14 protein-coding genes are annotated in these 15,397 nt (G+C 37.8%); 5 read left to right on the top strand and 9 right to left on the bottom strand.

Annotated features, from left to right (window positions below):
- Positions 1–34 precede the first annotated feature (34 nt).
- Both ACLI50_RS13385 and ACLI50_RS13380 read right to left on the bottom strand, forming a co-directional pair.
- Complete coding sequence (locus ACLI50_RS13385) at positions 35–571, bottom strand: hypothetical protein (protein WP_330747172.1); 537 nt, start codon at positions 569–571, stop codon at positions 35–37.
- 94 nt (positions 572–665) lie between these two features.
- Complete coding sequence (locus tag ACLI50_RS13380) at positions 666–1,379, bottom strand: hypothetical protein (RefSeq protein ID WP_411413982.1); 714 nt, start codon at positions 1,377–1,379, stop codon at positions 666–668.
- A 205-nt stretch (positions 1,380–1,584) separates the two neighbouring features.
- Between ACLI50_RS13380 and ACLI50_RS13375 the strand changes: the two genes are divergently transcribed.
- The 3 genes from ACLI50_RS13375 to ACLI50_RS13365 all read left to right on the top strand — a co-directional run bounded on the left by ACLI50_RS13375 (position 1,585) and on the right by ACLI50_RS13365 (position 4,072).
- The gene (locus ACLI50_RS13375; RefSeq protein WP_411413981.1) at positions 1,585–2,220 is read left to right on the top strand and encodes a LysE family translocator; all 636 of its coding nucleotides are present in this window, start codon (positions 1,585–1,587) and stop codon (positions 2,218–2,220) included.
- Between the two features lie 175 nt (positions 2,221–2,395).
- Complete coding sequence (locus ACLI50_RS13370) at positions 2,396–3,259, top strand: helix-turn-helix domain-containing protein (protein WP_411413980.1); 864 nt, start codon at positions 2,396–2,398, stop codon at positions 3,257–3,259.
- A 90-nt stretch (positions 3,260–3,349) separates the two neighbouring features.
- On the top strand, positions 3,350–4,072 hold the full coding sequence (locus ACLI50_RS13365; protein WP_411413979.1) for a siderophore-interacting protein: 723 nt from the start codon (positions 3,350–3,352) through the stop codon (positions 4,070–4,072).
- 114 nt (positions 4,073–4,186) lie between these two features.
- Here the strand turns inward: ACLI50_RS13365 and ACLI50_RS13360 are convergent, their stop codons facing one another.
- The 4 genes from ACLI50_RS13360 to ACLI50_RS13345 all read right to left on the bottom strand — a co-directional run bounded on the left by ACLI50_RS13360 (position 4,187) and on the right by ACLI50_RS13345 (position 8,780).
- Entirely contained in the window at positions 4,187–4,765 is a 579-nt protein-coding gene (locus tag ACLI50_RS13360; protein ID WP_411413978.1) for an NAD(P)H-dependent oxidoreductase, read from the bottom strand.
- The gene (locus ACLI50_RS13355) at positions 4,762–5,784 is read right to left on the bottom strand and encodes a saccharopine dehydrogenase (RefSeq protein WP_411413977.1); all 1,023 of its coding nucleotides are present in this window, start codon (positions 5,782–5,784) and stop codon (positions 4,762–4,764) included. The genes ACLI50_RS13360 and ACLI50_RS13355 overlap by 4 nt, the downstream gene beginning before the upstream one ends.
- Before the next feature lie 53 nt (positions 5,785–5,837).
- Complete coding sequence (locus ACLI50_RS13350; protein WP_411413976.1) at positions 5,838–6,404, bottom strand: Crp/Fnr family transcriptional regulator; 567 nt, start codon at positions 6,402–6,404, stop codon at positions 5,838–5,840.
- A 606-nt stretch (positions 6,405–7,010) separates the two neighbouring features.
- A complete protein-coding gene (locus ACLI50_RS13345) occupies positions 7,011–8,780 on the bottom strand; it encodes an aminopeptidase P family protein (RefSeq protein ID WP_202839044.1) in 1,770 nt (589 codons plus the stop codon).
- 215 nt (positions 8,781–8,995) lie between these two features.
- Here ACLI50_RS13345 and ACLI50_RS13340 point away from each other — a divergent pair, with 215 nt between their 5' ends.
- Together ACLI50_RS13340 and ACLI50_RS13335 are read left to right on the top strand one after the other, a co-directional pair.
- Positions 8,996–9,433, top strand: coding sequence for a DUF6526 family protein (locus tag ACLI50_RS13340; protein ID WP_202839042.1), 438 nt, complete (start codon positions 8,996–8,998; stop codon positions 9,431–9,433).
- A 199-nt stretch (positions 9,434–9,632) separates the two neighbouring features.
- Positions 9,633–10,739 carry a DNA topoisomerase IB gene (locus ACLI50_RS13335; RefSeq protein ID WP_411413975.1) on the top strand — a complete coding sequence of 369 codons (1,107 nt, stop codon included), beginning with the start codon at positions 9,633–9,635 and terminating at the stop codon, positions 10,737–10,739.
- A gap of 131 nt (positions 10,740–10,870) precedes the next feature.
- On the opposite strand, the gene ACLI50_RS13330 is transcribed toward ACLI50_RS13335, so the two are convergent.
- The 3 genes from ACLI50_RS13330 to ACLI50_RS13320 form a co-directional block, all read right to left on the bottom strand.
- Positions 10,871–11,761 carry an AraC family transcriptional regulator gene (locus ACLI50_RS13330; protein WP_411413974.1) on the bottom strand — a complete coding sequence of 297 codons (891 nt, stop codon included), beginning with the start codon at positions 11,759–11,761 and terminating at the stop codon, positions 10,871–10,873.
- Positions 11,762–11,970: 209 nt separating this feature from the next.
- Positions 11,971–14,217 carry a TonB-dependent receptor gene (locus ACLI50_RS13325; RefSeq protein WP_411413973.1) on the bottom strand — a complete coding sequence of 749 codons (2,247 nt, stop codon included), beginning with the start codon at positions 14,215–14,217 and terminating at the stop codon, positions 11,971–11,973.
- A gap of 157 nt (positions 14,218–14,374) precedes the next feature.
- Positions 14,375–15,262, bottom strand: coding sequence for an urea transporter (locus tag ACLI50_RS13320; protein WP_411413972.1), 888 nt, complete (start codon positions 15,260–15,262; stop codon positions 14,375–14,377).
- Between the last annotated feature and the right edge of the window lie 135 nt (positions 15,263–15,397).

Raw genomic sequence — 15,397 nt, 5'->3', positions numbered from 1 at the left:
AAAAACAGTCCAATACCAATCCAAATCCATAGAACTATCTGATCCTGATTTTCCCAACGCCCCATCCCAGATTAATAAAAGCAAGATAAAAAGACAATAGCAGAATGCCTCTAAAAAGCCAGACAGGAGCTACCCAGTTCAGATGATTGCTGATTAAGAAATTAAAGGTAGTGGAGATGATACATTCTATAGAGAAAAACAGAAAAACGATGATATTCACAATAAACAGATCTCTGTTTACCCTACCTTCCCTGATAATTTTCATAAAATAAGAGGCCGCATAACTGCAAATAATAATACTGGTGATAATGTTGAAATAAAAAGTAACCTTTGTATCATTCTGAACATACAGCACATTGGTAATCAGTACCAGTACAGCATAACAGTAAATCATCCACCTTAATTGACGGGAAAGCCGGATATAATAATTGCTGTAAATCACAGTAAGGATCATCAAACCAAAAAACTGGCTCAATATATAATTATAAGTATTGAGTGTATTTAATTTCATCAGCCGGTCTGTTAAATCCGTCAGCTCCAGCATCAATTCTCCTGAGAGCAATATAATCACAGGAAGTTTTGTTTTGATCCCTTCTCTTATCAATACAATCAATCCGGCACATAAGACGAGATTAATTATAATTTGTAAATAAAGAGATAAACTGTTATACGACAACACTGGTACTTTGCTTCAGAAGTTGATAATCATTAAGAGTATCAATAATCGTAAAGGGAGGTCTTGGGGTGGAATAATTTTCAGCAGTCTCGCTCATATGATTGATGGCAAGACTTTTCACGGTAATGATTTCAATATGATAAGGGAAGTCGGGATCTTTTCTTTCCAGATCATCTGTAAGTCCAAAGAAACTGGTACAGGTCTGTCCTGCGGTAATTTCAATATTCATATAATCTGAAAACGGAATGGAAATCAATTGAAAAATATCTTCTGTTTTCTGAGCCTGCAGCCAGGAAGTCCCGAACATATTCCATCTGAAGTTACGGTTAATGGCTGATTCAGCAGTAATGGGAGGAACATCTAGCACAATATCATTGTTGCTTTCTATTTTTGATTCACTGAATTCTACTAAGAAATCTTTAACGAGAATGGTATTGAAATGAGCATCTTTATCACTTTTAGAATCGATCAGGAAAAATTTCAGCTTACCTTCATGAATACCCACATAGGCATGAATCATTTGGGGTTCCGTGGTTCCCAGATTTTTTTTCCATAGTTCAATGTCTTCGCCTGAAACGCTGAAGTGGGTTCCCTGATTCAAATAATTCAAAATTTCTGCTCCATTGGTATCAATTCCATTTTTGTAAGAATCAATAAGATTTTTCCATTTTCTGATAGCTTCAAAGATGTTTTCAGTAGTCATGATAATATTTATTTGTGAATGATAATTATTTTATGCGTTGAAATTTACAAAAAAAAGAGACTGGTATTTCTTTTTAAATCACATTCAGGTGGAAAATAAAATTTAATTGAATAAAAATGAATTTTTCTTCTGTCTCTGATAAAATTAAACAGGAAACACCTCTTATCTTTGCACCGGAAACCTTCTCATTTAAATAAGAACTGTCATGATTCCATTCCACGAGCTCCTATTTTTCATACTGGCTGCACTCATTTTAGTCATCAGCCCCGGTCCTAATATGATTTATCTGATTTCAAAGTCGATAACACAGGGGAAAAAGTCCGGATTTATCTCATTAGCCGGAGTAGTATGTGGATTTTTATTCCATATCATCATGGTTTCATTTGGTCTTACCGCTGTTTTACTGGCTGTTCCACTTGCTTATACCGTTCTTAAAACCCTGGGAACGGTCTATCTTTTACATCTTGCTTATCAGGCTATCAAACCCAAAAGCAGAAATATTTTTGATGTTGATAAAAATGGTGCTCATGATAGTCCTAAGAAGCTTTTCACTATTGGTTTTTTAACGAATGTACTGAATCCGAAAGTGGCTGTTTTTTACCTGTCTTTCTTTCCTCAGTTCATCAAACCAGAGTATGGCTCAATATTGACCCAAAGTCTGGAACTAGGGATCATCCAGGTTCTGATCAGCTTCAGCATCAACTTTATCATTGTATTAACAGCTGCAAGAGTTGCTGTATTCTTTTCCAATAATCCGGTCTGGATAAAGGTCCAGGAATGGTTTATGGCCAGTGTATTAACTTACTTAGCCATAAAAATGGCATTTTCAAAAGCAAAATAAAATCCGGAACAGGTTTCTTTCTGTTCCGAATTCCGGTGTATATTCATATAAAATCTGACTTAAAGAAAGCATCATGATTATGCATCGCGAATTTGAGATTAAAATCCGGGATGTAAAACCGTGAAAATACGTAATTTTGCTGTTCCGTATTATCCTCATCACAACAGATTTAAAGATGAAACAGACCATTCCCACCTATGATTTAAATGGTATCACCCACCATCAGTTCCATATCAAAAGGATGGATAAACAGCCTTATGATTCTGGGGATATTCTTCTGGGCAAAGGTATACACCGGGACAGTCATTATATTTTCACCTGTATGGAGAGCGGTCATGTGAGAATGATGGTTGACTTTAAAACTATTGAAGCCAAAGAATCCACTATTTTCTGTGTATTACCGGGACAGGTACATCAGGGACTTCTTATGAAAGAGGTCTGCGGATGGTTTGTAGCGGTAAAAGCAGAACTTGTTCCGGATTCTGTACGTTCTTTTTTTGATGAATCTCTGGGTGAAATACTGCCGCTGTCTGTGGATAAGAACCTTGTCAAAAACCTCAATACGACAGCCGGCCTACTTCATGCCTCCTATACGAACGAAATGCTTTCCACTAAAGAAGGATTTCTCATTGTTCAATCACTGCTTAATGCCTTTCTTGGAATGTTTGCCCTGTTGTATTCTCAGAAAAATACTTCTCCGGCTTCAGAGGAAAACCGTGCTTTACAATTAACCCGTGCATTCAGGATTCTGGTCCGGAAAAATTTCAAAACCATGAAAAGTCCATCTGAATATGCAGAAATTTTGAACATTACAAGAGGATATTTAACGGAAACAGTTCGTGAGGTCACGGGAAAGCCTGCACAATACTGGATTCATCAGGAAATTTTAATCGAAGCCAAAAGATTGCTGGTCTTTACCAATCTGAGTGTAAAAGAAGTAGCTTATGAACTGGGATACAGTGATCATACCTATTTCAGCCGTTTATTTTCCAAACTGGAAGATCAATCTCCATCAGAATTCAGAGGACGGCATCAATAAGATCATCAACCACGAATAATCCAATTAATTCCCCGAAACCGCTATCGGTATTTTCTGATTTTGCAACGTCCTTTGCAATAAAAATGATTTATGCCGAGCCTACCAAAATGGATCAATGACACCGTAGAAAATGTCTGGTCCTCAAAATTCAAAGAATGCACCGTTAACCATATAGAACAGATCACCAATGATCTTCGACTGATACGCTTTGAAACAGAATTAGAGAATGTTCCTTATGAACCTGCCTATGCCATTGGAATAAGAATCAACGACAGGGATTTCAGGAATTATTCTCCTTTTAATTTTAACAAAGAAGCAGGAACTTTCGATGTTTTGTTTCATTTGCATGACATGTCTGCTGCAGGAAGTCATTTTGTAACCCAACTGAGAGAAGGAGATTCCATAAAACTTTTAATGCCCAGAGGAAAACAATTCTTTACTCCCGGTGCCCGGATTCATTTTTCTCTGGGAGATGAAACATCATTGGGAAGTTCTCTTTCGATCAAGGAAGCGGTGGAGGAATCGGGTTCTTTGTTCATTTGTCTTCATGAGCTTGATGATTGTTCTGCTCTTGAAAAGCTTAATTTATATGGCTATCACTGTCCTAAAAACAATACCATGAGAATGATTGAAGCTTTGAATGATTTTCTGCAAGAAGAAAAAGAATCCATCTCTGATGATGAGGTTATTTTTTATATCACAGGAAACGGAGGACGAATGTCTCTGATCAGGAAATTCCTTAAAGCCAGAGGTGTTTCCCCGAAGTGCATCAAATCACAAGCCTACTGGATTGAAGGGAAAAAAGGACTGTAAAAATGGATCAACAAAAGTGTTTCTACTTTAATAATGAAACTTTATCTGCTAATAAAACACCATTATTACCAGATAAAGTTATCATTTTCCGTTACCAAAAAAATAAGGTGCAAATTATTTATACTTCTTTCCTAATTCCCTCACCTTACTAAGCCATTGAGACCGCTGCTCCTCTTTAGAATTCCTGATAATACCTACATAAGTCACTTTCACCGGTTTTACCCCACAGTATTCAAGTATGGATTTTTTAAGCTGATTGACACTGGGTCTGCCAAAAAACAGACGGTAATACCATCCAGGTTGGTCTAATGTGGTAATAATGTGGGCTGTTTTACCTTTTAAAAGCTTGTCCCACCACACAGAATTTTCACGATATTTATAGGCCATTCCCGGTAAAAAAAGACGGTCTATAAATCCTTTCATCAAGGCAGGAAATCCTCCCCACCAAACCGGATGTACCCAAACGAGATGATCTGCCCACTGAATAATTTCCCAGGCTTTGATCAGATCCGGCTCAAGCTCCATTCTTTTCTGATATCCAAACTGTAAATTGAGATTAAAGTTGAGATCCCGTATTACAATTTCCCGCACTTCTGCTCCTGCTTCTGAGGCTCCCAACCTGTAAGCTTCTGTTACCCCAAAATTGAAAGAATCTTTATTGGGATGCCCGTTGATAATGGCTATTTTTTTCATGATTTCACATTAATATTGATAGAATCGTAGGCATTAAGCTGTGCCATTAATGATAAAGGCTCATGCAGCTGATGGCTGAAATACACCTTGTTTTCATGAGGATTTCTCAACAGTTCTTCGGTGTGCAGAACAGCAGATAAAGCGGTTAATTCTGCCTGTCCTTTTTCACTCTGCAAACTCAGTCTCTTTTGTCCTGACGGATCATCGACTACAATTTCAAAGACCGCCTGATCTCCGTTACCGCTGGATCCAAAAATCATTTTTCTTTCTTTTAAAGACAGAATATTGTAGATTCTTAGATATTGAAATGCTCCCAGCAGCCAGGTTATGAATTTTGAGTTGTAGGTCATTTTCACACTCACATCGGAAATTCTTTCCACTTTGTTGAGAATATACAAGTCGGGCACATCAAAATTATAGGCGCTTCTCTTCCCTATTCCAAAGGAAAAATTAAAAACTTCTGTATCTAAAAAATGTCTGATAGAAACCGGTTTGTCATTCTTATAATGTACAAAAGGAACGGCTACATTTTCTGCCATAAAGTGAGCAGAACTCTCTCCTGCCAGATCTTTTACAGAATAGTAGACAAACAGTTTCACCTCATTAATATCACCGGAATCTGACAAGGTATTGACTAATCCAGGGACAATACCACCCATCCAGCCTGAGCTGAAGACAATTCTGCTGTTGATGTCTGATTTACCGGCAATGTCATAAGCCTTCACCAAAGCCGGAGTAGGTTTTGTAATATCCAGATAGTCTATGTGGTGATCAATCGCAAAACGAAGTACATGATCTTCTTTATCATTCACGGAAAGGATAATGAGATGTATTTTTTTCTCAATGATCACTTTAAAAGAGGAAGGATCTGTGACATCGATTTTCAGGTCTTTGTCTGTTTTCCCCCCTTTTCTTCCTCCGATGAAAACAGTAAGATGAGGATTTCTTGATTTCAGAATACGGGAAATTGTTTTACCTACCAATCCATTTCCTCCAATTATAAGAATATTTTGCTCCATAACTTTTTTTGACAAAAGTAGAGCGCTGCTGTTTCAATAAGCAGGACAAATGTCTAAAAAGAAATTTCCTTTCTGATACGGCTCAGGTGACGTTGGGTAATGCCAAGGTAGGAAGCCAGATACTGCAATGGAATGTTTTGAATATAATCAGGATGATTCTTTAGTAATGTTTCATACCGCTGGCCGGCACTGTCTCTCTGGAGCTGGAAAAACCGTGATTCCAGTTCAAGATATTCCTGTTCTGCAATAATCTGTAAAAATTTCGTCCAGTTTATGCTATTTTCCACCAGTTCATCTACCGCTTCTTTTTTAAAGATAATCACCTCAGCATTGGTAATAGCCTGCATACTTTCTTTGCTTGGGCATCCGGAAACAAATGACGAATAGGCAGCGATCATATGATTGGGAAACCGGAAACAATACGTCATATCTTTTCCTTCATCAGAGGTGTAAAAGGAACGGAAGATACCGGACTTCACCAATCCTACTTCCCTGCAAAGCTCTCCTTCCTGTATGAAATAATCATTTTTATTGATAAGTCTGAACTCAGAAAACTTCAGAAATTCTTCAATTTCATCTTCTGAAAACAGATTAAAGCTTCGAAAATAGTCACGTTCCATGATATCAAATAAGTTTCAGCGAAAATAAATAAAATACTTCTTTGTAAACGCAGCATTTTCATTTTTATAAAATTCTATTTTAAGAAAGCAAAGACGGAGACTATCTCAAAAGTGAAATAATTTGGCTTTTGTCATTGACTATGTCGAATCTTCGATTTCTGACGAAGGAAAAATCTCATTAATAATCAGAATCGTGAGATTCTTCACTACATTCCTGAACTGCGTTCGCAGACTTTCAGTCTGTGTTCAGAATGACACTTTTAGACTTGGGATAGCCTCTTTTTAAGCGAATATATAGTCATACAAATTTCAATTGAAAACAAAAAAAATCATCTCAGGACGAGATGATCTACCGTTTTGAATTTACTTGAGTTATTTATGAAGATATGAATGATGTTTTGTTGATACAAATATAGGGCAGGCCTTGTTTTTATCCGTCAGTAGAATCCCTGTAATTATATCCGTAAAAATACGGTTGTATAAAAAGAAAAGCCCTGAAGGAAATACCTTACAGGACTTTTGGTTTATCTAACAATATTCAGTTTAAAGTTCAGGGGTTAAGGTTTAAAGTGATGATTGACATCTGCTTTCACCTTTGAATCTTTATTAAAGAGGGCTTACCAGTTGAAGGAACCATTCTTTTACTTCTCCATCCAGGTGTGGAGCAAGCTTTTCTTCACAAGTTTTATGGTAACCATTCAGCCATGCGATTTCGCTTTCTGAAAGCATCTCTTTCACTACTGTATCTTTGAAGAACGGACAGAATGTTAATGTTTCAAATTCATAGAATGTTCCGTGAATTGTTTTCTCTGCTTCTTTTACTGCAATCAGGTTTTCATGACGAATTCCATAGTGTCCTTCAAGATAGTAACCAGGTTCATTTGAACATACCATTCCCGGAAGAAGCTCCTGAGGGTTCAGATCTTTTCTGATATTCTGCGGTCCTTCGTGAACGTTCATGAAACTTCCTACCCCATGTCCTGTACCGTGGTTGAAGTCTTTTCCTTCCATCCATAGCGGTAGTCTGGCAATAGCATCCAGGTGTACTCCTTTTGTTCCTTTCGGGAATTTCACCATTGATAAACGGATCAGTCCCTGTAACACCAATGTTGAATTTCTTTTAAACTCTTCCGAAGGGGTTCCTAAGGCAAAAGTTCTCGTAATATCTGTAGTTCCTTCAAGGTACTGGCCTCCTGAATCTACCAGAATTGTTTCCTCATTGGTCACTTCTTTACTACCTTCTTTTTTAGCAGAATAGTGCATGATAGCACCGTTATCTTTATATCCAACGATAGAACCAAAGCTTTCTCCGACAAAGTTTTCACCTTCTGCACGGAATCCTTTCAGTTTCTGCCCGATAGAATATTCATTCATGGCTTCTTTTCCTGCATTGTGCGTTAGCCAGTAAAGGAATTTCACCATTGCTACTCCGTCTCTTACCATTACTGTTCTGAAACCATTCAGCTCAGCTTCGTTTTTCTGAGCTTTCATCAGGTTGCCGGGAACCGGAGCTTTGATAAACTGATTGTCTGATTTTAATGTTTCAAAAATCTGTTGGTTGCTGTTCGGAGAAACCAAAACTTTTTCGTTTTTGAAAGTTTTCAGATAATTGTAGAATTCTTCGTAAGGCATCATTTTTACAAAGGAATCATCCATTTGTTTTCTTGCAGCCACTTCCATTTTCTCTAATCCTGTGAACAGAACAGCATCATTTTTAGTAATCACAATGTATCCTAAGAATACAGGATTGCTTTCTACATCACTTCCTCTCAGGTTCAGTGTCCATGCCACATCATCAAGACTTGAGATAATGTGTACGGTAGCTTCCTGCTCTTCCATTTTCTGACGGATCGCAGCAATTTTATCGGATACTGATTTACCGGCTCTTTCAACCGGATGAACAAAGATAGGATTAGCAGATGGAGTTCCTCTGTCTTTCCATACTTCTTTTAAAAGCGGAATATCTGACAGCGTAATATTTTTGGAGTTGAGTTTTTGAGAAAGCAGTTCCCAGTTGGCATGAGAGGCTGCAACAGCATTTACCGCCACTTTACCGCCTGCAGGAATTTCTGAAATAATCCAGTCGATATAATTGGGAGTTCCTTCCATTCCATCTTTGAAAAGATCAATTCCGGAACCTTCCAGCTCTAAAGCAGCTTGTGTAAAGTATCTTCCGTCTGTCCAAAGTCCGCCTTTATCTTTGGTAATTACCACAAAACCAGCAGAACCTAAGAAGCCGGAAAGCCATGCTCTCTCCTGCCATTCTTCGGGAAGGTACTCGCTCATATGCGGGTCTGCAGAATATACTATAAATGCATCAACATTATTTTTCTGCATTTCTTCACGAAGCGCAGCAACTTTTTCCTTTGAAGTCATTCTTTTTATTTTTAACCACCGAAAGTTACAAAAAATTTGATGTCTGAAGGTAAATCTACCGGCTATTTTGCTTAATAATTCTTTATTCTTAAAGTGTTCTGAAAAAAATCGAACAACTGAACACATTTAACAAAATAAACCATTTTCAAGTAAAAAAAACTACCATATTATCAAAATAATAAATTTTTGGAAAGATTATTGCTACATTTTATTGCATGAAACAGCAAAACTACAATAACCACAGGAAATTTTATCCGCCACATCATTTCATTTATCTTCCATTGCTTATGATATTGGAGATTTTAGGAATTTACAAAATCTGGGATGACCCCGGAAATCAGCTGATCTGGATACTGTTTTCTGTCGTGATTTTTTTGCTTTTTTATCTGGCATTTATGACAAGGCAGCATTATGCGCTGGGACTTCAAAACCGGTTGGTTATACTGGAATTTAAACAGCGTTATTTTGAGATCTTCAATAAAAGGTCTGATGAAACTGCTGAAAAACTGAAATTCGATCAGATTGCTGCATTGAGATTTACGTATGATGATGAATTCAAAGAGCTTTTATACAGAGCACTTCATGAAAACATCTCAGGAGACGAAATTAAAAGGTCTATCAAAAAATGGAGAGCTGACCGACTCAGAATTTAACACACCAACAAAATATATACCTATGAAAAAATGGAGCTTTTACAGTATTATACTGTTAAGTATACTGACATTAACAAGTTGTGAAGCCGTAGAAACGATTTTTAAGGCAGGAATGTGGTGGGGAATAATCTTAGTCTGTGTGATAGTAGGGATTATTTTACTGATTTTTTCGAGGGGTAAAAACTCTTAACCATGTTTTATGGAGAAGAATACAGATTTGGAGATCATTTCTCACCTTAAGCCTTCAAAAATTGTTAAAATAATGAAGGATCCGGAAGCTTCTGCAAAGGCGGTACATCTCGTATATACCACCGATGCGGAAACCGCCGGAATTACCCGTAAGAAAACCGGGAAGAAATACTCCTATTATAAAGACGGAGAAAAAATAAAGGATAAAGACGAAATTACCCGGATCAATAAACTGGTGATTCCGCCTGCGTGGGAAAATGTATGGATCTGTGCTCTTGACAATGGCCATCTTCAGGCCACGGGTTTCGATGTAAAAAAAAGAAAACAGTACCGCTACCACCCTCTGTGGAGTGCTTTAAGAAATCATACAAAATTTTACAGAATGCTTCAGTTCGGATATGCATTACCGGACATCCGTCTGCATATAGAACAGGATCTTGCCCTGAGAAATTTTGAGAAACGAAAAATCCTTGCCTTAATTGTAAGCCTTATGCAAAGAACCAATATCCGTATCGGGAATAACGTATATGAAAAATTATACGGTTCTTTTGGTCTGACCACATTAAAGGATAAACATGTAAAGGTAAAAGGACAAAAAATTTCTTTTTCTTTTAAAGGGAAGAAAGGTGTCATGCATCAAATCGACCTCAGGAGTCCAAGGCTGGCAAGGCTTATTCAGAAATGCAAGGATATTCCCGGGAAAGAGCTTTTTCAGTATTTTGATGATGAAGGAAACCGCCATTCCGTCGATTCCGGGATGGTGAACGACTATATTAAAGAGATCAGTGGTGAAGATTTTACCGCTAAGGATTTCAGAACATGGTCCGGAACCGTAAGTGCTCTGATCGCTTTTAAAGAAATCGGGTATGCGGAAAATGACACTGAATATAAAAAGAAGGTAAAAGAAGCCCTGGATATCGTGGCAGAAAACCTGGGAAATACATCGGCTGTCTGCAAAAAGTATTATGTTCATCCTTTAGTCATTAACCTTTATGAGAATAATAGTATCAAAAAATATCTTGATGAACTGGAAGTGATAGAAGAAAATGACGGAAAAGCCGATCTTACAAAAGAAGAAAGACTGGTGCTGAAGATTCTGGAAAATGAAAAGATGTAAGGGAGACCAATCAATAGTGAATGGTGAATTTGCTTCGCAGTGAATTTTTTATTCTGTACTTCAGCATCATTGACTATTCCCTTACGCAGCAAAAATTGACCATTGACATTACACAAATTCGATTCTTTATATCAGACTGAAATCCTGCTGTTATTCAAAAACTGAATCCTGTATTCCTTCGGGGTGATTCCTGCAATTTTTTTGAAAAGCTGGGTAAAATGGGATGCGGTATGGAAATTCAGTTCATAGGCAATTTCTGCAATATCTTTACTGGAGTGAAGCAATGCTTTGCTGTAATTGATATCAATCTCATTGATCCATTGTTTTGGGGATTTCTGAGTAACTCCTTTGACACATTTATTCAGATAACTTTCTGTAACAGACAATTTATCAGCATAAAAAGCCACTCTCTTTTCTCCGACATGGTATTTGAACAAAAGATCACGGAACTGCAGGGACAGCTCCATGGGCCGTGTTGCAGATTTGTGATGGGTATCAGAATCTGTACTCAGCATTTTGATCAGAATCAAATGAAGCATTGTCACAACGACATCATTCACATTGAGATTATTCAACCATAATTCCTGTTCCATTATCGGAAGAAGCTGTGTGATGGTTCCGTAGGTTAAGCTGTCCAGATTCAGGAAAGGTGTCATGAAAAAGATACTGCTTTTATGTTTTGGCAGTTCCTGTTCAGATAGAATATTATTTTCATAAGCAAGGAAGAAACCTTCAATATCGTCTGACAGCTCTACGGTTGCGGTAATTGTCCCTTGCTTAATAAAGATCACACCTCCTTTTTCAGCATGATATTCTTTATTTTCAAGATATTGTCTGATATGGCCATTGGTAACGAAAATAATAAAATTGAATGTGGTACGATACGGAATCACCGGCATCAGAATACCTTTAAGATAATTTTCTATCCGATACAGCTGTATATCAGCATTATTAGCCAATATCTTATCCGTAATATTCGGCAGAAAAAGCTTTTTATATTGAAAATTGGATAGTACTTCCATATCCTTGTTATGATTATTTAAAGTTATACAAAATATTTTAAAGCAAAGGAGGTAAGTAAAAGAGTGAAAAAGCTAAAGTCTAAATAGTAAAGACCCCGAAACACGTATCCCGAAACCCATAATTTACTCTCTTCAACCCTTCTACTCTCAAACTCTCTCACCCTCTCACTCTACTACTCTCCCACTCTCCCACTCTCCCACTCTCATGTTTAGAACTTATAATACACTCCTACTCTCACTCCAAAAGGACTTCCTGGTGTATACGTAAGATCTGTAATGGGTTCTGCTTCTCCTTTTAACTGCGTTTCTGTGGCAAACTGAGCTTCATTCCATTTTACATTGAAAAGGTTGTTCATCTGAATATTCGCTCCCCATTTCTGACGGTTATAAGAAAGCATCAAATCATTCACAAAATAGGCTTTCGTTCTGATGCTGTTATCCTCAACAGCGGGTCTTGCTCCCAGATATCTGTACTGAAGTCCCAGAGAAAAACCATTCAGGAAATCCCAGTTGACAGATCCGGTACTGGTAACTACCGGAGCCAGCGGAACGTAGTCCTGGCCTTTTTCTTCTTCGGTAAATCTGGCGTGGGAATAATTGATATCTGCATTCAGGTAAAAATTTTCCAATGGCTGGAAACGAACACCAAGATCAGCCCCGAAACGTCTTGATTTTCCGGAAGGTTCTACTACTGCATCATCTCCTACATACACAAATTCCTGCTGAAGATCCATATACCATAATGCCGGAGTAATAATCAAAGATTTGAACGGGTGCAATCTTACCCCGAAATCTGCCCCTATAGAATATGGAAGCGTATTTTCGTTCTTATTGGGAACAACCACTCTCAGGTCATTGGAGTGAAAGCCCATCCCTGTTTTCAGGAACCACATCACATTGTCATTCTGAGCATAGGAAAAATTCAGTTTAGGACTCAGCCTTGTTGCTTCTTTTGACTGTCCGGAAGGTAATTGCTCCACATCCAGCAGATTGTGCATGTTGAAAATAAAATGATCCACTCTCAAAGCCGGATTGATGGTCCATTTTCCTGTTTTCCATATCAATCCTGAATAGGCATGAAGATTGGTTTCCGTTCCTGTCACATCGGATAGTCTGTCCAGCAGAAGGTCTCTGTGATAAACATGATTAAGCTGCAAAGTATTAATATCATCATTTCTTAATCCGATTCCTGAAGTCCAGTTTAAAGAGCTGTTGGCAAAAGAAAAAGTCTTTGTATACTTTACTTCAGCACCGTAAATATTTCTTCCATCCGTCTGCTGAATTTCGTCTCCATGCTCTTTATCCTTTAAATTAAAGGTAAAATCGGAATACAGGTTGAAATTGTATTTTGAATAAAAAGCCATCGCATCAATCTGCTCGGAAGGAGAAATAATGTGCTTAAAGTTCATCTGGAGGTTTGTTCTGGAAGTTTTCCCACCTTCAGTAGGATCTATACTTCCCCATCTGCCGATGATTCCTTCGTCTACAGCACGTTCCGGAATCTGTCCGGAAGCATTCCAGGAAGAATTAAATGTTGAAAACTGGATATTGAAGTAATCTTTGTCAGTCAGCCATTGATTGTATTTACCGAAGATATTAACCCTGTTAAAATTCTGTTTTACATCAAAAGGTCCGTCGGTATAGTTGTATTCCGCTGCCACATACGCATTCTTTCTACCAAGATCATCATGCAGAATATTGAACATTCCCAATACTCTTTTGGAGTTGAAAGAACCTCCTTCCAGTTTAATCATACTGTTTTTCAAGCCATTGTAGGTCTGAAAATCAACATAACCAGCGGTATTAAAGTCCCCACGGTCCATGTAATAGGCTCCTTTTCCAAAATCGATATTGTTTACTGTTTCAGGAATCACAAAATGTAAATCAGAATATCCTTGACCGTGGGCGTGAGAAACAATGTTCACAGGCATTCCGTCTACATTGACGCTTACATCGGTACCATGATCCGCATCAAATCCTCTTAAAAAAAGCTGTTCTGCTTTTCCTCCTCCGGCATGCTGTGCAATAAATAATCCTGGAACTTTCCTCAACAGATCCTGCGCTGAATTTACCGGAAATTTATTCAGATCAACCTTGGTAATAGCAGACAGAAATGAACTGTGATTGATGGCTACTTCAGAAATCTGAAAGGGCTTATGCTGTAAAAAAATAACTTTATTTTTATCATCATCATTGGTCACGACCCATTTTACCTCATCATATCCCTGACGGCTGACCACAAGGGTATCGGGAAGAGATTTTACAGGAATGGAAAATGTTCCGTCTGTTCCTGTGTGGGTATGGCTGTTTCCGTGGTCATATTTTACCAAAGCATCGGCAATGGGAAATTTGTCATCTGCATCTTTTATCAGCAACTGTTTTTCTGCTTCCTGCGCCATCATTTTTCCACTGAATGCCATAGCCAGAAATACGGCTGCTATTTTTGTTACTTTCATTTTTTAGTTTAATTATATTTTGATTTTAGAAACCAGAGGTTAGAAGTTAGAGGAATATCAATGGTGAATTTTGCTTCGCAAGTGAATTGTCAATCATTATGAAAAAACCTTAAACATTGAACTTTCTCACTCTTAAACTCTAAGACTCTCCAACTTTTTATTTTTTTGTTTTAAGAAATATTTTTTGAATCAAAAGTGTAATCCATGTTCCGGCTACAAATGGGAAAGTAAATACTCCACCCACCATATCCAGACAGTGATTGTCTATTAAAAGATCATCAATGGCAATGGTAATGAGAACGGCGATCAATACCCATAAACCATCCGTTTTTTTGACTCCGGAAAAAACAATTGCGGAAAGCACAGCATTAAATCCAAATAATCCCATGTGGATTTCTTTGATGGGTTCGCCATTCAACTGTGATAATCCTGCACCCAAAATAGACGCTGCCAATCCATATAAAGCAGCTATCGGAGAGCTAATAAAAACCGCCAGAAAGAAAATAATCCCGGAAAGCACTCCTCCCTGAAATATCACTTCCCCAAAGCCATTGGTACAGGTAAGAAAGTCATCATATTCTGAAGGAACCACTTCACTGCTTAGCATTTCAGAAGGCGGAATATTGGTAAAATGATGGAGTACAAATACCAATATCCATGTAATAATGATAAAAGGAAAAGTAAACACCGGTATTTTCTTTTGGATAAAGAAATGCTGAATAACAGCCGCCAATGCACCGCCCAAAACTATTAAAATCCAGATCAGCAAGGTTGTCTCAAATAGAAATGCCAATGCTACCCCTACAAGAGCTGCACTGAAACCATAAAGTCCCGCATTGATTTCAGATTTGTCATAATTAAGCTTCATTGCGATAAAAGTTCCGGCTGCTGTTGAAAGCAATACCGCCACTCCGCACTGCCAGCTTCCCATAAAAATCCCTATCAGAAACAGGAGTCCTGTCCATCTGTTTTCCTGGAGCATAATCTGCCCGATTCCTTTTAAAATATTGTCTGTAAAGGGTAGTTTTTTGAAAAATTCGTCCATAGTTTTTTTAATTTATTAATAATGGGGTTGTTGTTTGTTTTTCGTTGCGGGTTGTTTTTTGTTACGGGTTGCGAGGTGCGGGTTTCGGAATCCACATCAAAACTCTCAAACACTCTTACCCTCAAACTCTCCCAC

The sequence above is a fragment of the Chryseobacterium cupriresistens genome, from assembly GCF_046614675.1.
In the GTDB taxonomy this organism is placed as follows: Bacteria; Bacteroidota; Bacteroidia; order Flavobacteriales; family Weeksellaceae; genus Chryseobacterium; species Chryseobacterium cupriresistens.
This window is presented reverse-complemented; position numbering and strand designations above follow the sequence as displayed.

Excerpts from the sequence above, each read along its gene's own strand:
- ACLI50_RS13360 (WP_411413978.1), bottom strand. The coding sequence starts at position 4,765 with ATGAAAAAAATAGCCATTATCAACGGGCATCCCAATAAAGATTCTTTC.
- ACLI50_RS13365 (WP_411413979.1), top strand. The coding sequence starts at position 3,350 with ATGCCGAGCCTACCAAAATGGATCAATGACACCGTAGAAAATGTCTGG.
- ACLI50_RS13325 (WP_411413973.1), bottom strand. The coding sequence starts at position 14,217 with ATGAAAGTAACAAAAATAGCAGCCGTATTTCTGGCTATGGCATTCAGT.
- ACLI50_RS13350 (WP_411413976.1), bottom strand. The coding sequence starts at position 6,404 with ATGGAACGTGACTATTTTCGAAGCTTTAATCTGTTTTCAGAAGATGAA.
- ACLI50_RS13355 (WP_411413977.1), bottom strand. The coding sequence starts at position 5,784 with ATGGAGCAAAATATTCTTATAATTGGAGGAAATGGATTGGTAGGTAAA.
- ACLI50_RS13335 (WP_411413975.1), top strand. The coding sequence starts at position 9,633 with ATGGAGAAGAATACAGATTTGGAGATCATTTCTCACCTTAAGCCTTCA.
- ACLI50_RS13380 (WP_411413982.1), bottom strand. The coding sequence starts at position 1,379 with ATGACTACTGAAAACATCTTTGAAGCTATCAGAAAATGGAAAAATCTT.
- ACLI50_RS13320 (WP_411413972.1), bottom strand. The coding sequence starts at position 15,262 with ATGGACGAATTTTTCAAAAAACTACCCTTTACAGACAATATTTTAAAA.
- ACLI50_RS13330 (WP_411413974.1), bottom strand. The coding sequence starts at position 11,761 with ATGGAAGTACTATCCAATTTTCAATATAAAAAGCTTTTTCTGCCGAAT.
- ACLI50_RS13375 (WP_411413981.1), top strand. The coding sequence starts at position 1,585 with ATGATTCCATTCCACGAGCTCCTATTTTTCATACTGGCTGCACTCATT.
- ACLI50_RS13345 (WP_202839044.1), bottom strand. The coding sequence starts at position 8,780 with ATGACTTCAAAGGAAAAAGTTGCTGCGCTTCGTGAAGAAATGCAGAAA.
- ACLI50_RS13370 (WP_411413980.1), top strand. The coding sequence starts at position 2,396 with ATGAAACAGACCATTCCCACCTATGATTTAAATGGTATCACCCACCAT.
- ACLI50_RS13340 (WP_202839042.1), top strand. The coding sequence starts at position 8,996 with ATGAAACAGCAAAACTACAATAACCACAGGAAATTTTATCCGCCACAT.